The following is a 23,596-nucleotide window of genomic DNA, read 5'->3' on the forward strand; positions in this document are numbered from 1 at the left end:
AACCAGGTTCGTTAAGATTGTTCTTTGGCGTCGACGCCGGAACAGGCCGCGCTAGAGAGTGACCTGGTTCAATTATCGAAGCAAGTTTGCAAGCAGGGTTATGAGGAACCAACATGTCTGAACAACAAGCACAAGGTGCCGATGAGGCAATTGACCTTAATAATGAATTGAAAACCCGTCGTGAAAAACTGGCCGCGCTGCGCGAGCAGGGCGTGGCGTTCCCGAACGACTTTCGCCGTGACCATACTTCCGACCAGCTCCATGCGGAATTTGATGGTAAGGAAAACGACGAGCTCATCTCTCTGAACGTCGAGGTCTCCGTCGCGGGCCGTATGATGACCCGCCGGATTATGGGCAAAGCCTCCTTTGTCACCTTACAGGACGTCGGCGGCCGCATTCAGCTGTACGTCGCGCGCGACGATCTGGCGGAAGGCGTCTACAACGAACAGTTTAAGAAATGGGATCTCGGCGACATCATCGCCGCCCGCGGTAAGCTGTTCAAAACCCAGACCGGTGAACTCTCCATTCACTGCACCGAGCTGCGTCTGTTGACCAAAGCGTTGCGCCCGCTGCCGGACAAGTTTCACGGCCTGCAGGATCAGGAAGCGCGCTATCGTCAGCGCTATCTGGATCTGATCTCCAACGAAGAGTCGCGCCACACCTTCAAGGTGCGTTCGCAGATCCTGGCGACCATGCGTCAGTTCATGGTTGCGCGCGGCTTTATGGAAGTCGAAACGCCAATGATGCAGGTGATCCCCGGCGGCGCCTCCGCGCGTCCGTTTATCACCCATCACAACGCGCTCGATCTGGATATGTATCTGCGCATCGCGCCGGAGTTGTACCTGAAACGGCTGGTGGTCGGCGGCTTCGAACGGGTGTTCGAAATCAACCGCAACTTCCGTAACGAAGGTATCTCCGTGCGCCATAACCCAGAGTTCACCATGATGGAACTCTATATGGCGTATGCGGATTACAAAGATCTGATCGAACTGACCGAATCCCTGTTCCGCACGCTGGCGCAGAACGTACTGGGTAAAACCGAAGTGCCGTACGGCGATCAGGTGTTCGATTTCGGTAAGCCGTTTGAAAAACTGACCATGCGCGAAGCGATCAAGAAATACCGTCCGGAAACCGAGATGGCGGATCTGGATAACTTCGATGCGGCAAAAGCGCTGGCGGAATCCATCGGCATTCACGTTGAGAAAAGCTGGGGCCTGGGGCGTATCGTCACCGAAATATTCGACGAAGTGGCGGAAGCGCATCTGATCCAGCCGACTTTTATCACCGAGTATCCGGCGGAAGTTTCGCCGCTGGCGCGCCGTAACGACGTGAACCCGGAAATTACCGACCGCTTCGAATTCTTCATCGGCGGACGGGAAATCGGTAACGGTTTTAGCGAGCTGAACGACGCGGAAGACCAGGCCCAGCGTTTTCAGGATCAGGTCAACGCCAAAGCGGCGGGGGATGATGAAGCGATGTTCTACGACGAAGACTACGTCACCGCGCTCGAGTACGGCCTGCCGCCGACTGCCGGCCTGGGTATCGGTATCGACCGTATGGTGATGCTGTTTACTAACAGCCACACCATCCGCGATGTGATCCTGTTCCCGGCAATGCGTCCGCAGAAATAAATCATGCAGAAACCAGGCCCCCTTATTTATTTAAGCCGGGGGCCTTAATTTCGACCCGTTTATCCCGGCGAGCGATATGGCGAATAAGCTTACTCCGGGCACCTTATGTGCTATAACAGCGCGCATAAAAAACATAAGGTGTTAATTAAATGAAAAAAATAAAATTAATTGTTGGCGGCGTGATCTGTGCAAGTTACTTATTAACGTCAGTATTATCAATGGCAAGTGATAATATAAACAGCAATACCATTCATTTTGATAAAGGCAGCAACGGCACGATAATAAAAAGCACCGTGACCGGCGACGATGTTAATGACTATACGCTGGAGGCGAAAGCCGGCCAGATGATGCATATCGGTATGAACAGCCAGTGGCCGCATCCCTTTTTTAATGTGATTACCCCGGATAATCACGCGATTTTTAACGGTTCGATGAGCGGCGATATTTTTGAGCAGCGTCTGGGTGTCAGCGGGAAATATACGGTGCGGGTATATCAGATGGGCGGCGCGCGTGATGAAGGGAAAACCAGCGCCTATGCGCTGACGTTTAAAATTACCGACTAATATTTGGCGGCTGTCTATTCAGGCTGTCCCGGAGGCGATGCTGCGCATCTGTCCGGGCTACCGGATCGCAGACGGTGGTGAACCCGTAGCCCGGGCAAGGCGCGTTGAGCGCCGCCCCCGGGAGCAGAGCGCAGAGTGGCTGAATGTTCCGGAGGCGATGCTGCGCATCTGTCCGGGCTACCGGTCCGCAGATGGCGATGAACCCGTAGCCCGAACAGCGCAGCGCTACCGGGAAAACAAAGCGCAGAGTGTTGCAGCACGAACCTGTTCCCGGGCTACAGCCCTTCGGTCACGATTTTCGCCGCCGCGGCTAGCACCTCTTTGCGGCTTTTCGCATCCTGCTGCGGTTGGGTAAAATAGGTCACTAGCACCAGCGGAGCATGATTTTCCGGCCAGATCACCGCGATATCGTTGGTGGTGCCGTAATCTCCGCCGCCGGTTTTATCCCCGACCGCCCAGCTTGCGGGCAGGCCTGCACGAATGCTTTGCCCGCCGGTGGTATTGCCTTTCAGCCATGTCACTAACTGGGCGCGCTGCTGTTCGCCCAGCGCATTGCCCAGCGTCAGCTTACGCAGACTTTCGGCCATCGCCAATGGGGTGGTGGTATCGCGCTTATCACCGGGAATCGCGCTGTTCAGCGCCGGCTCCATCCGATCGAGACGAAAAGTAACGTCACCGATGCTCTGGGCGAATGCGGTGACTTTTTCCGGCCCGCCAAGGTAACCGATAATCTTATTCATCGCGGTATTGTCGCTATACTGCAGCGCCGCAGCGCTGAGTTCCGCCAGGGTCATTCCGCTTTGCAGATGTTTTTCGGTAATCGGGCTCCAGACCACTAAATCCGATTTTTTAATCTCCAGCCTTTTATTCACCACATCGGGATGGCTTTCGCTCTGTTTTAACACCGCGGCGGCGGCCATCACTTTACCGGTGCTGCACATGGCAAAACGTTCGTCGCCGCGATAGAGGGTCTGCGAATCATCTGCCGTGTTAATCAGCGCCACGCCCAGCCGACCGCCGGAACGTTTTTCTAAATCAGCCAGCTTCTGCTGGAGAGTATCGGCACTGGCCCATAATGAACCGCTCGCCAGCAGTAGCGGAACGACGGCGGCCATCAGGGCGCTTTTACGCCACGAACTTTTCAACATCTCTGACTCCTTGATAGTGATGAACTGCCCGGACTATCCGCGACTCCCGCGCGTTTGACAAGCACTATGTCGATGATGGAATTCCATCATAAATTCGTTATTCGTCCTCCTCTGCGCCTGCTTATAGTGTCTCTCCCCGGCAAAATAAAATCAGGAGCCGCTATGTTCCCGTCACAGTTACCAAAACCGCGCCATCCCGCCGCCTCGGCGATCCCCTCGCTGCGTTGGGCCATTATTGGCCCCGGCTGGATTGCCGAGCGCTTTGTGAAATCGTTAAAAGAGCTCAGCCACCAGCGGGTGGTTGCCGTCTCCTCGCGCACGCAGCAAAAGGCCGACAGCTTTGCCGCCCGCTGGGGGATCCCGCAGGCTTACGCTCAGGTGGATGAGATGCTGGCGCGCCCGGATATTGACGCGGTATACATTGCCACCCCGCATAACCACCACTTTCCCGACGGGTTGCGGGCGCTGCGGGCGGGCAAACATGTGCTGATTGAAAAGCCGTTTGCGCTGAACCGGCGGGAAGGCGCGGCGCTGAAAGCGGAGGCCATGAAGCAGGGGACGCTGGCGATGGAGGCGATGTGGTGCGACTACGCGCCGAAGTATGACGTGATTCGCCAGCTGCTGGAGGACGGCGTACTGGGCGATCTGCACACGCTGCTCGCCGATCACGGCGAGTTCTTTACTCCGGATCATCGCATTTTTAATGCCGATCTCGCCGGCGGGCCGATGATGGATCTCGGCAGCTATCTGACCTCATTCTGCGTGATGGTTGGCGGCGTGCCGCAGGACATTATCGCCCGCGGGCGTCCCGCCCAAAGAGGCGTCAACGGGCAGATTTCGATGCTGTTTAACTGGGAAAAGGGCCTCCAGGGATTATTGAACACCACCCTGTTCAGCAACACGCCGGGCGGCGCGGTGGTGGCCGGGCGCGATGCGACCCTTACCCTCGACGGGCAGTTCTACGCGCCGGGGAATTTTACTCTCGCCGCCAGTCAGGGCGGGCAGGTGCTGCGCTGGGAGGAGCCGCGCAACCGCTACGACCAGCTGTTTTATCAGGCCGAGCATTTTGCCTGGTGCGTCGGTCAGGGGCTGACGGACTCGCCGATCCGCCCGCTGGCCAGGGTACTGGAAAACCTGAGCGTGATGGATGAAGTGCGGCGGCAGATTGGCGTGGTATTTAACGAAGAGCGCTAAGTGAAGCGGCCCCGTATGCCGACCGCATACGGGGCTTTTTTACGCCAGCGGTTCGACGCTGACAAATTGTCCCTGCTGCAGCGAGAGCACAGCGGCTTCGGCGATGGCCTGCGCCCGCAGGCCGTCCAGCAGCCCCGGCAGGTCCGCCACCTCTTCTCCGCCTAGCGAGCGGACAAAAGCATCCAGATGCGCGTAGTACGACCCCTCGACGCGGCTGAACCAGTCCGGGTAGAGGCCGGGCTGAATGCGGCGCTCTCCCTGCCACAGCGTGACGCCGCGCGTTGTCTGACTGCCGGACTCCAGCACGCCATCCGGGCCAAGCAGGCTAATGCGCTCATCGTAGCCGTGGCCGGTGCGCCGGGTGTTGTCCAGCTGCGCCAGCGCGCCGCCGCGCATCCGCAGCATCAGAATGGAAGTATCGACATCGTCGAATTCAGCAATTTCCGCCAGCGCCAGCGCATCTCCCATGGCGGCGACGGTTGTCACTTCATCGCCGGTAAGAAAGCGCAGCAGGTCAAAGAAGTGAATCGCCTGGTCGCGCATCTGGCCGCCGGAGCTGCGCAGATATTCCAGCGGCGGCATAACCGATGCCCGACACACCATCTGCACCAGTTCAATTTTGCCAATCACCCCGGCCTCGATCTCCCGGCGCAGCTGCTGGTGGCTGGCGTCGAAGCGGCGGTTAAAGCCAACGGTCACCGGTACCCCGAGCGGCAGTACTTTCTCGACGACCTCGCGGGCGCGGGCCAGCGAAAGATCGATAGGCTTTTCGCAGTAGATCGCTTTCCCGGCGCGGGCGGCGGCCTCCAGCAGCGCCGCGTGTGAAGGCGTCGAGCTGGCGATCAGTACCGCGTCAATGGCGTCACTACTGATGGCCTCGGCGACGGTTACCGCCCGCGCGCCGTAGCGGGAAGCCAGCGCTTTCGCCCGCTCGGGGTCGGCGTCAGCCACCATGGACAGAACGGTTCGCTCATGGCGAGCGAGGCTGGCGGCGTGAACCTGGCCGATAAAACCGCTGCCCAACAAGGCAAAACGAATGCAGGTCATTTTTTTCTCCAGAAAGAGGGATTCAGCGTTGCCAAAGTAATCCGTTTGCTACACTGACCGACACAGGCGTTTTGATGGATTTCCATCATGGGGAAAACGATGAAAAGCATGTCGCTGGAGGCGCTGGCTAAACGGATTGGCGTGGGGGTGGCAACCGTTGACCGGGTGCTTAACGAACGCGGCGGCGTGTCGCCGGAAACCACGCGCAGGGTGCTGCAGGCCGCTCGGGAAGCCGGGCTGAAGCGCATTCTGCCGGAAGAGCGTCGTCTACCGTGGCAAATAGAAGTGTTTCTCAGCGGTAACGATTCGCGCTTTTTCACCCGCCTGACGCAGGATTTCGCCGACGTGGCGGATAGTCTTGGCTATCGCCGACTGACGCTGCACCGTACGCTGGTGGCGGAGTCCGCGCCGGAAAAGCTGGCGAAAAGCATTATCCGCAGCAGCAAAAAACGCCATGCGCTGATTGTCTTTGGCAACGAACATCCGCTGGTCTACGAGGCTTTGCGCCAGTGCCGCGAGGCGAACGTGCCGGTGATTACGCTGGTTACCGATCTGCCCGGCGCACAGAGGCTCTGCCACGTCGGCATCGATCAGCAGCAGGCTGGCCGCACCGCGGGCAGGATGATGGGATTAATGGCGCATCGGCCTGGAGAAGTGCTGATGCTCAGCGGACGCCAGGACTTCAGCGCCCATCGTTTGCGTATTCAGGGATTCCGCGAGGTGATAACCCAGCGCTTTCCGCATCTGCAGCTCGGCGATGTGCTGGCGGGGGAGGACAACCGGCAGCGGATCGACCGCCTGCTGGAAGAGGCCCTGCGCCGCAACCGCGACGTGGTGGGCATCTACAATACCGGTCTGGGCAACACGCAGGTGGCGCAGGCGCTGTCTCGCCACCGCCGCTACGGCGAGTGCTGTTGGATCACCCATGAACGTTACCGCACCACCCGTGAACACCTGGCGCAGGGCGGAATGGCGTTGACGATCGATCAACACGCCCATCAGCACGCCCGCCTGGCGGTGGAGCTGGCCCTGCGTCACCTGGAAACCGGCTACCAGCCGCATCTCTTTAGCGACGGCAAGGTCGAATTTATCCTTTACAGCGCTGAAAACGTCGACTGAACGTTCGCGGTCCGCGTGACAATATCTCCTTTTACACCGTATCTGATACCCCGTTTCAAACCGCTATCGCTATCGCCGCGCCGCGTGGCAAACCGTCGCCTGCCTCTCATTTTTTGCGCGTTTATGCGTCAATGTTAGATGTGTGTCAAAGTTCTGTTAACACGTGGTTTTAAAATTTTCATTTCAGTTATTTACTTATAAAAGTTTCATATGCTTTGTTAATGAAATAAATGGTCTGGAATTTTTCTTACGCGGCAAATGGACTGATGTTTCAAAAAACCATTTTAAAACAACTGAATTTTGTGATTTCGATCACCCCTGAAAAATGCGCCAGCGCGTGGGTCGTTTTTTCGAAAAGCTGAAAAAGCAGGCGCTTAGCGCACGATTAATGAAACTATTTTTTCATTTTACCTTACCTAACCGATGCACCTGAAAATAAAGGATCAACTATGAACATCAAGAAAACGGTTGTTGCCTCTTTGATAGCCTGCATGCTGCCAGCGGTCGTGATGGCGAAAGATATTTCGGTCGGTGTTTCGATGGCGCTATTCGATGACAACTTCCTGACGATTCTGCGCACCGCAATGCAAAAAGAGATGCAAAAAGACGGCGTTAAGGCGCAGGTGGAAGATGCCAAAGGCGACGTCTCCCAGCAGCTACAGCAGGTACAGAACTTTATTGGTCAGGGCGTCGACGCGATTATCGTCAACCCGGTGGATACCAACGCGGTCAAACCGATTATGGACCAGGCGACCAAAGCGGGCATTCCGCTGATCTTTGTTAACCGCCGCCCGCAGGCGCAGCTGACCGACAAAATGGCCTACGTCGGCTCCGACTCGGTGCTGGCGGGGCGTTTACAGATGGAAGCGTTAGCCAAAGCGATGAACGGCAAAGGTAACGTCGCCATTCTGCTCGGCGACCTGGCGAATGAATCGACCCGTGACCGCACCAAAGGCGTCGAAGAGGTGGTGGCGAAGTACCCGGATATCAAAATCGTGCAGAAGCAGACCGCTAAATTTACCCGTAACGACGCCGTTGACGTGGTCAGCAACTGGATGACCAGCGGCGAAGATATTCAGGCCATCGCCTCCAACAACGATGAAATGGCGATCGGCGCGCTGCAGGCGCTGGGTAAAAACCCGAACCATATCCTGATTGCCGGCGTGGACGGGACGCCCGATGCCCTGCAAATGCTCAAAAACGGCAAAATGATCGCCACGATTTTCCAGGATGCCAAAGGGCAGGGCGAAGGCGCGGTGGATGCCGCCATTAAGCTGGCCAACGGCGAGAAAGTGGAAAAGATCATCGATGTCCCTTACCAGCTGATCACCAAAGATAACATGGCTGAGTTCGTCAATCGCAACCAGAAATAGTCGCTCAGGGTACGGAGGTGAAGTATGAACGCTTTTGCACTTGAAGCCGAAGGGATCAGCAAATTTTTCCCCGGCGTGAAGGCGCTCGACAACGTCTCATTACGCGTGCGCCCGGGGACGGTGCACGCGCTGATGGGCGAAAACGGCGCCGGAAAATCCACGCTGATGAAATGCCTTATCGGGATCTACCGTCCCGATAAGGGCGCGATCCGCGTTAAAGGGGAGCCGGTCCAGTTTCAGGATACCATGGACGCGCTGCGCTCCGGGATCTCGATGATCCACCAGGAGCTGAACCTGGTGCCGCATATGACGGTGGCGGAAAATATCTGGCTCGGCCGCGAGCCGATGAAATACGGTTTTGTCGATCATCGCCAGCTTGCCCGGCAGACGCAGGATCTGCTGGATAAACTGAATATCCGGCTATCCGCCGACCGGCTGGTGGGAGAGTTAAGTATCGCCTCCCAGCAGATGGTGGAAATTGCCAAAGCGGTTTCGTGGAACGCGGATATTGTGATTATGGATGAGCCGACCTCGGCGTTAACCGAGAGCGAAGTGGCGCATCTGTTTACCATTATTCGCGATTTACGCCAGCAGGGAAAAGCCATTATTTATATCAGCCATAAAATGGATGAGATTTTTGCGATTACCGATGAGATCAGCGTATTTCGCGACGGCACCTGGGTCGGGAGTAAACAGACGACTGAGTTTACCCGCCAGTCGCTGATTACCCAGATGGTCGGCCGGGAGCTCACCCAGCTCTTTCCCAAGTTCAATAACGCCATTGGCGAAGAGGTGCTGACCGTCCGCAACCTGTCGCGCAAGGGGGCCTTTCACGATATCAACTTTAGCGTACGCCGCGGCGAGATCCTCGGCGTGGCGGGGCTGGTGGGGGCCGGGCGCAGCGAAGTGATGGAGAGCCTGTTCGGCATGGAGAAAGCGGATAGCGGCGAAGTGCTGATTGATGGGATGCCGGTCAATATTGATTCACCTTCAACGGCGATTGAGAAAGGGATGGCGCTGCTGACGGAAGACCGGAAAAAGTCCGGGCTGTTTCTCGTGCTGTCGGTGCTGGAGAATATGAGCATCGTTAAAATGCCGGAATATATCGGTAAAACCGGCTTTGTTCAGCACCTCAAAATGGCCGAAGACTGCATGGAGCAGATCCGCCGCCTGAATATTAAAACCCCCACCATGGATCAGATTATTAATAACCTCAGCGGCGGTAATCAGCAGAAGGTACTGATTGCCCGCTGGCTGCTGGCCCAGCCGAAAATACTGATTCTCGATGAGCCGACGCGCGGAATCGACGTCGGGGCGAAAGCGGAAATTTACCATCTGATCAGCGAGCTGGCCAACCGCGGCGTGGCGGTGATTATGGTCTCTTCAGAATTGCCTGAGATTCTCGGGATGAGCGATCGGGTGATGGTCATGCATGAAGGGCGTATTACCGGCATCCTCGATAAAGAGGACGCCGACCAGGAAACCATTTTGTCGTTGGCATCCCATTGAGGCACAGAGAATGAGCAATATGAAAATAACGGCGACCCCGATCACTGAGAAACCCTCTTTCTTTGGGCAATTACGCCACCGGCTGCCGAAAGATACCGGGATATTTATCGTCATGCTGGTGATTGCCCTGACTTTTGAAATTGCCGGCTGGTACGTCCGCGACCAGTCCTTTTTATTAAACACCAATCGTTTGATATTAATTGTTTTACAGGTAGCGATTATCGGTATTATCGCCGTCGGGGTCACCCAGGTCATTATTACCACCGGCATTGACCTCTCCTCCGGCTCGGTGATCGCTCTCGCCGCCGTGGTGGCGGCAAGCCTTGCGCAAACCTCCGATAGCCTGTCGCCGATGTTCCCGTCGCTGGTTAATATGCCGGCGATTATCCCGATTGGCGCCGGTATCGGCGTCGGCCTGCTGTGCGGCTTAACCAACGGCTTTCTGGTGACCCGCACCGGCATCCCGCCGTTTATCGCGACGCTTGGGATGATGGTGTCGGCGCGCGGTCTGGCGCAGTATTACACTCAGGGCAACCCCATCAGCTTCTTATCCGACAGCTTTACCGCCATCGGCCAGGGGGCGATGCCGGTGATTATTTTCTTCGTCGTCGCCGCGGTGTTCCATATCGCCCTGAAGCATACCCGCTACGGTAAATACGTTTACGCTATCGGCGGTAACATGACGTCGGCCAAGGTCTCCGGTATCAACGTGAATAAATACCTGGTGATCGTCTATGCCATCGCCGGGGCGCTCTCCGGCCTCGCGGGCGTGGTGCTGGCGGCGCGCGTCAGCAGCGGGCAGTCGAGCATGGGCATGTCCTACGAGCTGGATGCTATCGCCGCGGCGGTTATCGGCGGCAGCAGCCTGATGGGCGGGGTAGGGCGCATCACCGGGACCTTAATCGGCGCGATGATCCTCGGCCTGATAAAAAGCGGGTTTACCTTTGTCGGCGTCGACGCCTACGTGCAGGATATTATCAAAGGCATCATTATCGTCGCGGCAGTGACTATCGATATGCGCCGCAACCGCAAAAAGCATTGATCGGCAATAGCCCACGGCCTTTACTGCCGTGGGCCATGTCGCGTTTACGACGCGCCGCAAGCGGGCTCATCCGCGGCAAGACGTAAACTGTTGAGCAGCACGTTCGCCCCTTTCTCCGCCCATTCCGGCAGAATGTTCTCCGCTTCGTTATGGCTAATCCCCTTCTCGCAGGGAATGAAAATCATGCTGGCGGGCGCGACCTTGCTGATATAGCAGGTATCATGCCCGGCGCCGGAAACGATGGTTCGGGCGCTGTAGCCCAACGCTTCCGCCGCCCGCTGGCTGCGCGCCAGGCATCCGGCATCAAAGGCAATGGGCGCGTAATCAAAAATACGCTCGACGTTTGCCGTCACGCCGCGCGCCGCCAGCGCGTCAGCAGCGCCATGCAGAGCTTGCTCCATCGCTTCCAGCGCCGGGGTTTGCGGATGACGAAACTCGACGCTGCACATCACGCGGCCCGGCACCACGTTACGCGATCCCGGGATCACTTGCGCCATGCCAATCGTCGCCCGACCGTCGGGATGGTGGGCGATACCGATTTGCTCCACCGCCAGCGCCAGCTCGGCGAAGGCGGTCAGCGCGTCGCGGCGGCTGCCCATCGGGGTGGTGCCGGCGTGGGCGGAAAAGCCCTCGAGGGTGATATTGAACCAGCGCTGGCCCATGGCCGCGTGAACGAGGCCGATATTAACGCCTTCTTCTTCCAGAATCGGCCCCTGTTCGATATGTACTTCGTAGCAGGCGTGGAGCGGGAAGGCGGCGGCCGGACATTCCCCGCGATAGCCGATAGCTTCCAGCGCCGCGCCAACGCTGATGCCGTCGCGGTCTACACGGGCGAGGGCGAAATCTTCGCTAAACTGCCCGGCCCATACGCCCGATGCCAGCATCGCCGGGGCAAAGCGCGCGCCCTCTTCGTTGGTCCAGTTCACCAGCACGATATCGCGTTCGGTCTCAATGCCGAGATCGTTCAGCGTGCGCAGCGCCTCCAGACCGGCGAGGACGCCGTAAATGCCGTCATAGCGGCCGCCGAGCGGCTGGGAGTCGACGTGGGAACCGGTCAGCACCGGGGCTAACTGCGAATTTTTACCGGCGCGGCGAATAAACATATTGCCCATGCTGTCGACTTCGCAGGGAAAGCCGGCTTCCCGCGCCCACTGGCGCAGCAGGTCGCGCGCCTGACGATCCTCTTCGCTGAGCGCCAGCCGGGTCACGCCGCCCGCGGGGGTGGCGCCGAGCAGCGCCATCTCGTTGAGCGTCGACCACAGACGTGCGCCGTTGACGGTTATCATGACTTGTCCTTTTGCACGCGATAGCGGAAGTCGCAGCACTTACCGCCCTGCATGATGGTGGTGGTGCGGGTCAGCTCCACGTCCGGCGCATAGCCGACGATAAATTTATCGTCGCGGGCGCAGGAGAGCAGGTGGCCAATCTCGCCGAGGCCCATTTCGTGGTACATCTCGGCGTAGCGGCAGCGGTTCACGTTGTAGTTATACTGCTGGTCGTCGGCGTCCAGCACCGTGACCTCCAGGGCGTTATCTTTCTCCCACAGATACTGCAGCGCGACAAAGCTGCGAATATCCGCGCCGTCAGGCTCCTGGCGGGCAAACGCTTTTCCCGCCTCAATGGCGGCGTTTTCAATGGCTTCGCCGATGACCGCCTGGGCGCGAGCCTTACCTATCTCGCGCACCAGGATGGCGTAAATCGGCTTGATTATTTCTGCTTCAATTTTGCGGCGGGCGAGAATGCCCAGCTCGTTATTATCACTCATCACATTGCCTCACTGCGTTACTTCGTTGTTGCGCCGCCGAGTACGGTTTGCGGCTGCCATTTGCCGTCGACGACTTTATAAACGGTAAAGGTTGGTGATTTCAGGTTGCCCTCTTTATCAAAGGCGATTTGTCCGGTCACGCCAGCGTAATTAATGCCGCGCAGGGCGGGCAGATAGTCGGCGGGATCGACGGAGTCGGCTTTTTCCATCGCCGCGACCAGCACGCGGGTGGCGTCATAGGCGAACGGCGCATGCAGCTCGATATGGGTGTGATAGCGCGACTGATAAGCCTGCTCGAAGGCTTTACCGCCCGGCATCTGCTCAACCGGCAGTCCCGGCTCCAGCGCCACCACGCCGTCGCCCTCTTTTTGCGCCAGCTGGAGGAAGGTCTGGCTAACGAAGCCGCCTGCGCCCATCAGGGTGGCGTTCATGCCCAGTTGTTTGATGCGGCGCGCCAGCGGGGCGGCCTGACTATCGACGCCGCCAAAGAAAATCAGGTCGGCGTTTTTGCTGCGGATCGCGGTCAGCACGGCGCTGAAGTCGACGGTTTTGTCATCGACGTACTGGCGGTCGACGATGTTGATTCCCTGCGCTTCCAGCGACTTAATAAATTCATCCGCCAGCCCCTGGCCGAAGGCGGTACGGTCATCGATAACCGCGATGCGTTTGGCCTTCAGGGTTTGTACCGCGTACTGTCCGGCAAACTGTCCGCCGTCATCGTCGTGGCCCATCACGCGGAAGCTGGTGTCGAAGCCCTGTTTGGTGTAGGCGTGCCCGGTGGCGACCGGCGCGACCTGGGCGATGCCCGCATCATGATAAACTCGCGCAGCGGGAATGCTGGTGCCGGTGTTCCAGTGACCGACGACGCCCGCGACGCCGCTGTCCACCAGACGCTGGGCGACGGCAACGGCGGTGCGTGGGTCGGACTGATCGTCTTCCGACTGAAGCTTGAAGGTTACCGCCTTGCCGCCGATGGTCGGATGCTGCTTGTTGATATCGTCAATCGCCAGCTGCGCGCCGTTTTCCAGATCCTTGCCGATACGCGCGGAAGGGCCGGTGAGCGGGCCTGCCAGGCCGATAATGACGGTTTCGCTGGCCGCGGACCACGCGGCGGATGAGGCAAAACCACTGAGCAGAATAGCGGCGCTGAGCGCACTGATTTTTACTGTTTTCATTGTTTTTCCCTGATGCTGGTTGTTTGTTAAACGGGCATTTCGCCCAAATAAATCTGTGCAATACGGTCATCGGCCAGCAGCGTCTGCGACGGACCGCGCTCGACGATGTTGCCGCTGTCCATCACCCAGGCGCTGTCGGTAGCCTCAAGAGCCAGGCGTGCGTTCTGCTCAATCAGCAGCAGCGCGACGCCGCGCTGGCGCAGGGTGGCGATGACGCGAAAAATGTTCTCGACCATCAGCGGCGCCAGGCCCATCGACGGTTCGTCGAGGATCAGCAGACGCGGCTGGCTGAGCAGGGCGCGGTTAAGCGCCAGCAGCTGCTGTTCGCCGCCGGAGAGCAGCCCCGCCAGCTGATGCTGACGTTCGCCAAGACGCGGAAAGTTTTCGAAAATGGCGCGCATCTCCTGTTTGACCGCCGCCCCGTCGCGACGCAGCCACGCGCCCATTTGCAGGTTTTCCAGCACCGTCATGCGTGCGAAGATTCCACGACCTTCCGGCACCATCACCAGCCCTTCACGCAGCAGGGATTCGGCCCGACGTTTGCGTATCGGCTTGCCGTTAAACAGAATGTCGCCGCTAAAGGGTTCCAGCCCGGTAATGGCGCGGACGGTTGAGCTTTTGCCCGCCCCGTTGGCGCCGATAAGCGTGGCCTGCTCACCCTCTTTCACGCTGAAAGAGACGTCGCGCACCGCCTGGATGCCGCCGTAATGAACGCTAAGCTGGTTGACGGTTAATAAATCAGACATGGGCACTGCCTCCCAGCCAGGCGGCGATCACCGCCGGATCGCGGCGTACGCTATCCGGCGTGCCGCTGGTTAACGTTTTGCCATAATCCAGCACCATCAGGCGATCGCAGATCCCCATTACCAGCTTGACGTCATGCTCAATCATCAACAGCGTTTTGCCGTCGTCGCGAATGCGCAGCAGCAGTTCGCCAAGGGCTATCTTCTCGGCGGCGTTCATCCCGGCTGCCGGTTCATCCAGCGCCAGCAGGCGCGGTTCGGTGGCCAGCGCGCGGGCAATCTCCAGCCGCCGCTGGTGGCCGTAGGCGAGGTCGCAGGCGCGATAGTGGGCGAACTGCGCGATGCCGGTATAGTCCAGCAGGTGCCAGGCCAGCTCGCGGGTTTGCGTCTCCTCGGCCCGGGCCCGTTTATGACGGGAGAGCGCGGCCCACAGGCCGTTGCGGGTGCGGACGTGGCGGCCCACCATAACGTTCTCCAGTACCGACATGTTGTTAAACAGCCGCACGTTCTGGAAGGTGCGGGCGATGCCCGCGGCGGTCACTTTCTCAATATTGTTCGGAAAATAGGCTTCCCCGCCGATAGCGAACTCGCCGCTGTCCGCCGGGTAAAGCCCGGTAATCAGGTTAAAGCAGGTGGTTTTCCCTGCGCCGTTGGGGCCGATCAGGCCGTAGATTTCACCCTGATTAATGCTCAGCGATACGTTGTCGACCGCCGTCAGACCACCGAAACGCTTCGTCATATGGCGTACGCTTAACAGGCTCATGCTTTCGCTCCTTGATGTCGCGCGGGCCAGATGCCCTGAGGGCGCAGCAGCATGACCAGCACCAGCGCCATGCCGTAGAACAGCTGGCGCAATACTTCCGGGTCAATCAGCACTTCGCCAAACAGCGCCTGCTGTACCGGCGCCGCCTGGCTGCGCAGCAGCTCCGGCAGTGCGGTCAGCAGCACCGCGCCGAGGATCACGCCGGGGATATGCCCCATGCCGCCCAGCACTACCATCGCCAGGACCGCAATCGACTCCTGCAGGGTAAAGGATTCCGGCGAAACAAAGCCCTGAAATGCGCCGAACAGCGCGCCCGCTACGCCGCCGAATGAGGCGCCGATAGCGAAAGCCAGCAATTTGTAGTTACGCAGGTTAATGCCCATCGCGCGGGCGACGTCTTCATCCTCGCGGATCGCGTGCCAGGCCCGGCCGATGCGCGAATGCTGCAGCCGCAGGCAGACGAAAATAATTGCCACAATCACCAGCATCAGCAGGTAGTACCACAGCCACAGCGCCGGGACTTTAAAGCCAAACCAGTGATAAACGCCGCTAAACTTGAGGCCGAACAGATTCAGCGAATCGACCCCGGAAATGCCTTTTGCGCCGTTGGTGATGTTGACCGGACGGTCGAGGTTGCGCATCAGGATGCGGATAATCTCGCCGAACCCGAGGGTGACGATGGCCAGATAGTCGCCGCGCAGCTTCAGCGTCGGCGCGCCCAGCACGATACCGCAGCCTGCCGCCACCAGCGCGGCCAGCGGAATAATCACCAGCCAGGAGGTGTGCAGGCCGTCCGGAAACCAACTATTCAACATCGGGAAGACGTCCAGCAGATGCGGTGAGGCCAGCAGTGCCGCCAGATACGCGCCCACGGCATAAAAGGCGATAAAGCCCATATCCAGCAGGCCGGTATAGCCGACCACAATATTTAGCCCCAGCGCCAGCATAACGTAGAGCAGGGCGAAGTCGATGACTCGCACCCAGTAATTACCGCCGAGCTGGCTGGCGACCATCGGCGCCACCAGCAGCGCGCAGACGAACAGGGTCATCCCGGACCAGAAGCGGCGGGAGACGGCAGGCGTATCGAGTTGTGCCGTTGTCATGATTTTTCTCCTAAGCCCGGTGCGCGACGCGTTCGCCGAGCAAACCGGCCGGGCGGAAGACCAGCACCAGGATCAGCACCATAAAGGCGAAAATATCCTGGTAGTTGCTGCCGAAGACGCCGTGGGTCAGGTCGCCGAGATAGCCTGCCCCAAGGGATTCGATAAGGCCCAGCAGCAGGCCGCCGATCATCGCGCCGCGAATATTGCCGATGCCGCCGAGCACCGCGGCGGTAAAGGATTTAATGCCGGGTAGAAAGCCCATGGAGAAACCAGCGCTGCCGTAGTTGCTGGCCATCATCACGCCAGCCAGCGCGGCGAATATGCCGCCGATGGCGAAAGTGAGGGCGATAATCGCGTTAGGGTTAACGCCCATTAGCGTAGCGATGCGTGGATTTTCCGCTACCGCGCGCATACCGCGGCCTAAGCGGGTGTATTCCACCAGCAGCCACAGGCCAAGCATCACCGTGAGGGCCAGCGCGACGGTGACGATACCGGTGACGGTAACGAGAGCCGGAGGATGCGCTGCGCTGCCGTGGGTCACGGCGATCGGGTCCATCGGCAGGATCTGCGGGAACATCAGCGGATTGCGCGACCAGACGATCATCGCTACGGTTTGCAGCAGCACCGAGACGCCGATCCCGGAGATCAGCGGCGCCAGGCGCGGGGCGTTGCGCAGGCGGCGGTAGGCAAAGCGTTCGACCGCCATCGCCAGCAGGGCGCAGACCGTCATGGCCAGCAGCAGCGCCAGCCCGAGCTGCGCCAGCGGCGGCAGAGTGGGGAAATGCGCGTTCAGGGCGTGCATCCCGGAAAGGGTGGTCAACGCGCCGACCATCAGAATGTCGCCGTGGGCAAAGTTAATAATGCGCAAGATGCCGTACACCATGGTATAGCCGAGCGCGATCAGGGCGTAGATGCTACCGAGCATGACCCCGTTGATGATTTGTTGTATGAGTGTGTCCAACTGATTGTTCCGACAAGATGCTCAAATAATCGCTACCATCCAACAAATGAATTAAATTGTAAAATACGCATATATTCTTTCTTATTATAAATATGTTGTTAGATATCTTTATGATTTCAAATATAATTTAATAGTTCATCGGATAGCGAAATGCGCTAAGAAAATCAACATATGAAAAAAACAGAACAATCAGCGGGGCCGGTTAGCTGGTCGGAGAGTACGTTGGCCAACGATCCGCCGCTGCGGGCAGTGCGCGCCTTCGAGGCGATCGCACGCCTCGGCAGCGTGACCCTGGCGGCGCAGGAGCTGGCGATATCGCCCTCGGCGGTTAGCCATCAGCTCAAGGTGCTGGAGGGCTATTTGCAGATCCCGCTCACCGAACGGCAGGGGCGACGGCTGACTCTCAGCCAGCAGGGGCGGGAGTATTACCGCTCGATCCGCGCGGCGTTTAACGTACTGCGTCAGGCCACCGAGCATCTCGTCGAGCAGGTGCAAACCCAGCAGGTGACGATCAGCCTGATCCCGCTGTTTGGCATGGGCTGGTTTATTCCCCGCCTGCCGTCGTTCGTGCACGCGAACCCGCATACCGAAATCAACGTGGTTTACGCTAACCACCGCAACTATCTTAGCGACGCTTCCGATATGTCGATCCGCTTTGGCAACGGTCACTGGGTGGGCTATCAAAGTGAAAAGCTGATCTCCGGCAGAATGGTGCCGGTATGCAGTCAGGCTTTTCTCCGCCTCCATGGGCATATTGATACCCCGGAACAGCTGTTGCAGATGCCGCTGCTGCACGACGAGGAGCGCACGACCTGGAATCAGTGGTTTGTGCAGCAGGGAGTGAAGCGCCCGCCGCGCTCGACCGGGCCGCTGTTTGAGGACGGCCTGCTAACCCTGGCGGGCGTACAGGCCGGGCTGGGCTGTGCGCTCATGCGCGAGCCGCTGATCGCTCCCTATCTGAAGAGCGGCGAGCTGGTGAAAATCTTCGATGCGGCAATTGATGATGGCCGGGATTATTATCTCTGCGTACGTCAGGATAGCGAGATGACCCCCAACGGTAAACTATTGCAGAGTTGGCTACGCCAGCAGGCCCTCGGTTGATATTTAGTTAAGAATTTACTTAAGCCAGCTCACATTTTTGTTCGGTCGCCATTGTCATTACGCAGGGGCGCTTAGATAATCCGCCGAAATAACCCATTTTTATGATGGCGTGCTACTGCGAAAGCAGGCAAGACCAAAATAGAAATGCTCTCCCGCCAAGGGGAGCGTCTCTGTTTTGGTCTTTTTTTTTGCCCCAACACCAGGGAACACTATGAACTATAACGAAACAGCAGACAAAATCCTCCACGCGGTGGGCGGTGCGGAAAATATCCGCATGCTCACCCATTGCGCGACCCGGCTGCGCATGGAGTTCAACGACCGCGCAAAGGTAAACGATGCGCAGATTGGCACCCTCCCCGGCGTAATCAGCGTGGTGGAGAAGGGCGGCCAGTTCCAGATTGTGATCGGCAACGAGGTGCAGCAGGTTTATCGGCGGCTCAATAAGGCGATGCCGGAGAAAAAAGGCCCGGCAGGCGGCGATAAAAATGCGAAGCCGGCCGGCATCGTCGCACGGATTATCAGCGTTATTTCGACCACCTTTACCCCGGTGATCCCGGCGATTACCGGCGCGGGGATGATTAAAGCGCTGTTGGCTATTCTCAAGCTCACGGGGGTGATTAGCGAAACCAGCTCGACGTATCAGCTGCTGAATATTATTGCTGATGCGGCCTTCTTCTTCCTGCCGGTGCTGCTGGCCTACGGGGCGTCGCTGAAGTTTGAATGCAACCCCATTCTGGCGATGACCCTCGCGGGCGTGCTGCTGCATCCGGGCATCGGCCAGATGCTGGCGGCCGGTAAAGCGGTCGATTTTGTTGGCATCAACGTCCTGCTGTCCGATTACGCCGGTTCGGTGCTGCCGATTATTCTGACCGTGTGGCTGATGTCGTGGGTGGAGCGCTTTGCCGAAAAAGTGTCGCCATCGATTATCAAGTTTTTCGTTAAGCCGATGCTGATCCTGCTGATTACCGCGCCGCTGGCGCTGGTGGTGGTCGGCCCGGCGGGCATTTTGCTTAACGATCTGGTCGCCGCCGGAGCGGGCGCTATCGACCGCCACGCCAGCTGGTTGATCCCGATGCTGATGGGCACCCTGCAGCCCTTCCTGATCATTACTGGTACCGCCTGGGCGATGACGCCGATCGCCACCGGCCAGCTGAGTAAAAGCGGTTACGAGATGATTAACGGACCGGGGATGCTGGCGTCCAACGTGGCGATGGGGGCGGCGACGCTGTGCGTGGCGCTGAAAACCAAAAATAGCAACCTGCGCCAGCTGGCCTCTTCATCGGGCTTTACCGCGCTGCTGGGGATCACCGAACCGGCGCTGTACGGGGTGCTGCTCAAGTTCCGCCGCGTGCTGATTGCCGCGATGATCGGCGGCGGCTGCGCCGGGGTCTACGCCGGAGTGAGCGGGCTGGTGCGCTACGCGTTTGTCTCGCCAGGCCTCGCGGCGCTGCCGGCGTTTATCGGCGAAAACCCAATGAACATCGTCCATGCGCTGGTGACCTGCGCGATCTCCATCGTGGTGACCTTTACCCTGACCTGGTTTATCGCCTTTAAAGATACGCCTGAGGATCAAGAAGAGGTCAGCGAGGCGCCGCAGCCTGCGGTGAGCCCGAAAAGCGAAGGGGAGACGGAAGTATTCAGCCCGCTGCGCGGCAAGGTGGCGGCGCTCAGCGAAGTGAACGATGACGTCTTTTCCGGCGGTCTGCTGGGCGAGGGGTTGGCGATTCGTCCCGAGGAAGGGGTACTGCGCGCGCCGTTTAGCGGCACGGTGATGATGTTCCTGCCCTCCTGCCACGCCGTTGGCCTGCAGAGCGACAGCGGTCTTGAGCTGCTGATCCATATCGGTATCGACACCGTTAATCTTAACGGCCAGCACTTTAGCTCTACGCTGAAGGTGGGCGATAAGGTGGAAGCCGGACAGGCGCTGATCCGCTTTGATATTCCCGCCATCGAGCAGGCCGGGTATGACCTGATTACGCCGGTGATTGTGGTCAACGGTGACGAGCAGCACTCGCTGCGCTTGACCGCCGCCGCACAGGTCGATTACGGCGAGCAATTGATGGTGCAATCCGCTAAGGAGGCGCAGGCATGATTTATCAAAAGAAAGCGCAGTTCCCGGACGGTTTTCTGTGGGGCGCGTCCACCTCGGCCTATCAGGTCGAGGGCGCGTGGAATGAAGAGGGTAAAGGCCCCTCGGTGGTCGATATGCTCAGCCATCCGCCGGGAACGGCGGACTTCCGTATCGCCAGCGACCACTATCATCGGGTGGAGGAAGACGTCGCGCTGATGGCGCAGATGGGGCTGAAGGCTTACCGCTTTTCGGTGGCCTGGTCGCGGGTGATACCTGACGGCGACGGCGCGGCGAATCCGGCCGGGCTGGCCTTTTATCACCGCCTGATCGACGCCCTAACGCGCCATGGCATCACCCCCATCGTCACTCTGTACCACTTCGACCTGCCATGGGCGCTGGAGCGAAAAGGCGGCTGGCTGAACCGCAAAACCGGGGAGGCGTTCGTGCGCTATGCCCGGCTGCTGTTCAGCGAGTTTGCCGATAAAGTTGCGCTCTGGCTGACCATTAACGAACAGAACACCATGATCCTGCATCCCGGCGCGATTGGCGTGCCCGCCGATCGCGAACTGCCGGACAAGAAAGCCCTGTACCAGCAGAATCACCATATGATGCTGGCCCAGGCGCAGATCTTCGCCCTGTGCCACCGCGAATTCCCCGGGCTGCGCATCGGCCCGGCGATAAACACTACGTCGATGTACGCCGAAAGCTGTAAACCGGAGGACGCCATCGCCGCGCATAACTGGGAGACGCTGCGCTGTTGGAGCTTTTTGGATGTGGCGGTACATGGCCGCTACAACGCCTTAGCGTGGGCGTATTTACTGGACCGCGGTCTTGCGCCGGAAATGCAGCCAGAAGATGCGTTGATTTTGCAGCAGGGACGGCCGGATTTTATCGCCATTAACTATTACTCCACCGCCACCATTGCCGCCAGCCGGGGAGATGGCGGCGACGTTGCGCCCCGCGCCGGGGACCAGCAAATTATGCTGGGCGAAGAGGGGGTTTATCGTCCGGCGGAAAACCCGTGGGTTGGCAAAACCCCCTACGGCTGGGTGGTTGATCCGGTGGGGCTGCGCCTGACGCTGCGTAAAGTGTGCGAACGCTACGGCCTGCCGATTCTGATTAGCGAAAACGGCATGGGCGCGCCGGATAAGCTGGAGCATGACGGGACGGTAAATGACGACTATCGCATCGCCTTCTTACAGGCGCATATCGAGCAAATGCGTCTGGCGATAGCCGACGGCGTCGAGCTGATGGGCTACTGCCCGTGGGCGGCGATTGACGTGGTCAGCACCCATCAGGGATACGCCAAGCGCTACGGTTTTATTTATGTCGATCGCGGCGAGGATGACCTGAAGAGCCTGCAAAGGATCCGCAAACGCAGCTTCTGGTGGTATAAGGATGTCATCGCGCAAAACGGCAACCACGACGAGTCGCAGAGATGATTGTTCAGAAGGTGCTCAACAATAGCCTGGTGCTCTCTATGGATGACGATAGCAGGGAGGTTATCGTCATGGGGAAAGGCATTGGCTTCAACAGCAGACCCGGGGATGAGATCGCCCCGGAGAAGATTGAGAAGCTGTTCGTGACCCAGGCGCTCGGCGCCCGCAGCGGCTATCTTGAAGCGCTCTCCGCCATTCCGGACGAGGTGATCGAAATGGCGGCAATGATTATTTCCCGCGCCAATATGCAGCTTGCCAGCAAGGTTCGCGAGCAGATTTTCTTTACCCTCGCCGACCACTTGACCTTTGCCATCGAGCGCAGCCGCAAAGGGATCGCCATTCAAAATCGCCTGCTGCCGGAAGTCAGGCGTTTTTATCCGCAGCAGTTCCGCGTCGCCAGCGAGGCGGTAACGATTATTCGCCAGCAGTACGGGATTGAACTGCCGGAGGAGGAAGCCGGGAATATCGCCTTTCATCTGGTAAACGGCCAGAGCGAGGGCGACGACGTGGCGCAGACCATGCAGTCGGTGAAGATGCTGAAGGATATTTTTAATCTCGTGCAGTATCACTTTAAACAGCAGATAGATACCGACTCGATTAACTACTCGCGTTTTCTGGTCCATATGCAGTTTTTCCTCCAGCGTTTACAAGAGGGAGAGCTGGACGGCGCGCGGGACAGTTTTTTGCTGGTGCAGGTGATTAAGGCGTATCCGGAGGCGTACCGCTGCGCGCTGCTGATCCGCGATTACGTCAAAGCCCAGCTCGATATCACCCTCGGCGGCAACGAGCTGCTGTGGCTCACCGTTCATCTGGTGCGGATCGCGGGCCTGGATGCGTGAATCACCGATGCCGAAACTGCAGCGTCGCCGGCAGGTAGCGCTGTAGCGGCTCGGGCGTATTGCCGTCAATCAGCTGGCTGATTAAATCGTAGCAGTGCCAGGCCAGCTGGCGGTTGTCCTGCTGGACGGTATCAATACGCAGCGATAGCGAATCGTAGAGATAGTGATCGTCAAAACTTGCCAGGTGGATGTCTGAATCCAGCAGATGGTGCTGGCTCATATAGCGCAGCACCCCTTCCAGTAGCCCGCAGGCGGCGGTAAACAGCGCCTTTGGCGGCCGACCCAGACGCGCACAGAGGGCGGCGAACATCTCATAGCCGGAGCTGGGATGGTAGTTGCCGTTGATCACCCACTCCGGGCGCAATTCAATACCCGCCTGGTCCAGACCCTGCGTAAACCCGGCCAGACGATCTCGGGAGGGCGACAGACGCGGCTGCCCGCCTAAAAACCAGAACTCATCGCGATGCTGAGGCGCGATGCGGGAAATCAGCTCCGCCGTCGGGGTAATTGAATCGGTCATCACCAGCGGCAGGGCGCTTTCATTAGGGCAGCGGTCAAACAGCACCACCGGCAGCTGTTCGCTGAGCTTCAGGTAGTCGGCATCGCTGTGCATACAGGAGGCGACGATCAGCCCGTCGACCTGGCGGGCAATCATGTTATTGACCACCATGCTCTCCTGACCGGGGTTTTCGTCGGTACAGGAGATCAGCAGCTGGACGCCCGCTTCGCGGCACAGCATCTCCAGCTCATGGGAAAAGACCGCAAAGCCGTAGTTGGTGATCTCCGGCACCACCAGGCCGATGGTGTGGCTGCGGTTATCGCGCAGCGAGCGGGCGTGAATGCTCGGCTGATAGTGCTGCTCGCGGGCAATCGCCAGCACGCGCTCGCGCGTCTCCTGCGCTACGCGCAGCTCTTTGCCACGCCCGTTGAGCACCAAGCTAGCGGTCGCTTTGGAAACGCCCGCCAGTTCGGCGATATCTTTAATGGTTACGCGTTTGGTTTTCATTACG

At 58.9% G+C, this 23,596-nt stretch carries 21 protein-coding genes; 11 read left to right on the forward strand and 10 right to left on the reverse strand.

Annotation, left to right across the window (positions count from 1 at the left end; genetic code table 11):
• Positions 1 to 113 precede the first annotated feature (113 nt).
• Entirely contained in the window at positions 114 to 1,631 is a 1,518-nt protein-coding gene (gene lysS, locus KCG39_RS25475; RefSeq protein WP_123828379.1) for a lysine--tRNA ligase, read from the forward strand.
• 149 nt (positions 1,632 to 1,780) lie between these two features.
• The gene (locus KCG39_RS25480) at positions 1,781 to 2,194 is read left to right on the forward strand and encodes a hypothetical protein (RefSeq protein ID WP_004130120.1); all 414 of its coding nucleotides are present in this window, start codon (positions 1,781 to 1,783) and stop codon (positions 2,192 to 2,194) included.
• Between the two features lie 275 nt (positions 2,195 to 2,469).
• Here the strand turns inward: KCG39_RS25480 and KCG39_RS25485 are convergent, their stop codons facing one another.
• Entirely contained in the window at positions 2,470 to 3,342 is an 873-nt protein-coding gene (locus tag KCG39_RS25485) for an extended-spectrum class A beta-lactamase OXY-4-3 (RefSeq protein WP_142467842.1), read from the reverse strand.
• Between the two features lie 162 nt (positions 3,343 to 3,504).
• On the opposite strand from KCG39_RS25485, the gene KCG39_RS25490 reads away from it, so the two are divergent.
• Positions 3,505 to 4,536: a Gfo/Idh/MocA family protein gene (locus KCG39_RS25490; protein WP_004130124.1), complete on the forward strand. Its 1,032-nt coding sequence runs from the start codon at positions 3,505 to 3,507 to the stop codon at positions 4,534 to 4,536.
• A 39-nt stretch (positions 4,537 to 4,575) separates the two neighbouring features.
• Here the strand turns inward: KCG39_RS25490 and KCG39_RS25495 are convergent, their stop codons facing one another.
• The gene (locus KCG39_RS25495; RefSeq protein ID WP_004130126.1) at positions 4,576 to 5,583 is read right to left on the reverse strand and encodes a Gfo/Idh/MocA family oxidoreductase; all 1,008 of its coding nucleotides are present in this window, start codon (positions 5,581 to 5,583) and stop codon (positions 4,576 to 4,578) included.
• Between the two features lie 99 nt (positions 5,584 to 5,682).
• Between KCG39_RS25495 and KCG39_RS25500 the strand changes: the two genes are divergently transcribed.
• The 4 genes from KCG39_RS25500 to KCG39_RS25515 all read left to right on the forward strand — a co-directional run bounded on the left by KCG39_RS25500 (position 5,683) and on the right by KCG39_RS25515 (position 10,626).
• Positions 5,683 to 6,702: a LacI family DNA-binding transcriptional regulator gene (locus KCG39_RS25500; RefSeq protein WP_049113823.1), complete on the forward strand. Its 1,020-nt coding sequence runs from the start codon at positions 5,683 to 5,685 to the stop codon at positions 6,700 to 6,702.
• A 449-nt stretch (positions 6,703 to 7,151) separates the two neighbouring features.
• On the forward strand, positions 7,152 to 8,075 hold the full coding sequence (locus KCG39_RS25505) for a sugar ABC transporter substrate-binding protein (RefSeq protein WP_004848507.1): 924 nt from the start codon (positions 7,152 to 7,154) through the stop codon (positions 8,073 to 8,075).
• A 24-nt stretch (positions 8,076 to 8,099) separates the two neighbouring features.
• Complete coding sequence (locus KCG39_RS25510; protein ID WP_004130130.1) at positions 8,100 to 9,584, forward strand: sugar ABC transporter ATP-binding protein; 1,485 nt, start codon at positions 8,100 to 8,102, stop codon at positions 9,582 to 9,584.
• 19 nt (positions 9,585 to 9,603) lie between these two features.
• Positions 9,604 to 10,626 carry an ABC transporter permease gene (locus tag KCG39_RS25515; protein WP_170873311.1) on the forward strand — a complete coding sequence of 341 codons (1,023 nt, stop codon included), beginning with the start codon at positions 9,604 to 9,606 and terminating at the stop codon, positions 10,624 to 10,626.
• A gap of 44 nt (positions 10,627 to 10,670) precedes the next feature.
• Here the strand turns inward: KCG39_RS25515 and KCG39_RS25520 are convergent, their stop codons facing one another.
• From KCG39_RS25520 to KCG39_RS25550, 7 genes are read right to left on the reverse strand one after another with little or no spacing between them, the layout of a single operon-like run.
• Positions 10,671 to 11,912, reverse strand: a complete 1,242-nt coding sequence (locus KCG39_RS25520; protein ID WP_049113822.1) for a Zn-dependent hydrolase — start codon at positions 11,910 to 11,912, stop codon at positions 10,671 to 10,673.
• Entirely contained in the window at positions 11,909 to 12,391 is a 483-nt protein-coding gene (locus KCG39_RS25525) for an L-2-amino-thiazoline-4-carboxylic acid hydrolase (RefSeq protein ID WP_004130135.1), read from the reverse strand. Before KCG39_RS25525 ends, KCG39_RS25520 begins: the two co-directional genes overlap by 4 nt.
• A gap of 17 nt (positions 12,392 to 12,408) precedes the next feature.
• Positions 12,409 to 13,566 (reverse strand): branched-chain amino acid ABC transporter substrate-binding protein, encoded by a 1,158-nt coding sequence (locus KCG39_RS25530; RefSeq protein WP_004130137.1) that lies wholly within the window; start codon positions 13,564 to 13,566, stop codon positions 12,409 to 12,411.
• Positions 13,567 to 13,592: 26 nt separating this feature from the next.
• Positions 13,593 to 14,312, reverse strand: coding sequence for an ABC transporter ATP-binding protein (locus KCG39_RS25535; RefSeq protein ID WP_123828373.1), 720 nt, complete (start codon positions 14,310 to 14,312; stop codon positions 13,593 to 13,595).
• A complete protein-coding gene (locus tag KCG39_RS25540) occupies positions 14,305 to 15,072 on the reverse strand; it encodes an ABC transporter ATP-binding protein (RefSeq protein ID WP_142467841.1) in 768 nt (255 codons plus the stop codon). Before KCG39_RS25540 ends, KCG39_RS25535 begins: the two co-directional genes overlap by 8 nt.
• Positions 15,069 to 16,175, reverse strand: a complete 1,107-nt coding sequence (locus KCG39_RS25545) for a branched-chain amino acid ABC transporter permease (RefSeq protein WP_004130141.1) — start codon at positions 16,173 to 16,175, stop codon at positions 15,069 to 15,071. The genes KCG39_RS25540 and KCG39_RS25545 overlap by 4 nt, the downstream gene beginning before the upstream one ends.
• A gap of 10 nt (positions 16,176 to 16,185) precedes the next feature.
• Complete coding sequence (locus KCG39_RS25550; protein ID WP_228299443.1) at positions 16,186 to 17,100, reverse strand: branched-chain amino acid ABC transporter permease; 915 nt, start codon at positions 17,098 to 17,100, stop codon at positions 16,186 to 16,188.
• 207 nt (positions 17,101 to 17,307) lie between these two features.
• Here KCG39_RS25550 and KCG39_RS25555 point away from each other — a divergent pair, with 207 nt between their 5' ends.
• From KCG39_RS25555 to licT, 4 genes are all read left to right on the forward strand, one after another.
• The gene (locus KCG39_RS25555) at positions 17,308 to 18,237 is read left to right on the forward strand and encodes a LysR substrate-binding domain-containing protein (protein ID WP_032742070.1); all 930 of its coding nucleotides are present in this window, start codon (positions 17,308 to 17,310) and stop codon (positions 18,235 to 18,237) included.
• 211 nt (positions 18,238 to 18,448) lie between these two features.
• Entirely contained in the window at positions 18,449 to 20,329 is a 1,881-nt protein-coding gene (locus tag KCG39_RS25560) for a beta-glucoside-specific PTS transporter subunit IIABC (RefSeq protein ID WP_142467839.1), read from the forward strand.
• Positions 20,326 to 21,750, forward strand: a complete 1,425-nt coding sequence (locus KCG39_RS25565; RefSeq protein WP_004130145.1) for a glycoside hydrolase family 1 protein — start codon at positions 20,326 to 20,328, stop codon at positions 21,748 to 21,750. The genes KCG39_RS25560 and KCG39_RS25565 overlap by 4 nt, the downstream gene beginning before the upstream one ends.
• Positions 21,747 to 22,586 (forward strand): BglG family transcription antiterminator LicT, encoded by an 840-nt coding sequence (gene licT, locus KCG39_RS25570; RefSeq protein ID WP_004130146.1) that lies wholly within the window; start codon positions 21,747 to 21,749, stop codon positions 22,584 to 22,586. The genes KCG39_RS25565 and licT overlap by 4 nt, the downstream gene beginning before the upstream one ends.
• A 1-nt stretch (position 22,587) precedes the next feature.
• Here licT and KCG39_RS25575 read toward each other — a convergent pair whose 3' ends face one another.
• Entirely contained in the window at positions 22,588 to 23,592 is a 1,005-nt protein-coding gene (locus KCG39_RS25575; RefSeq protein WP_049112201.1) for a LacI family DNA-binding transcriptional regulator, read from the reverse strand.
• Positions 23,593 to 23,596 lie beyond the last annotated feature (4 nt).

This window comes from Klebsiella pasteurii, assembly GCF_018139045.1.
GTDB classification, from domain to species: Bacteria; Pseudomonadota; Gammaproteobacteria; order Enterobacterales; family Enterobacteriaceae; genus Klebsiella; species Klebsiella grimontii.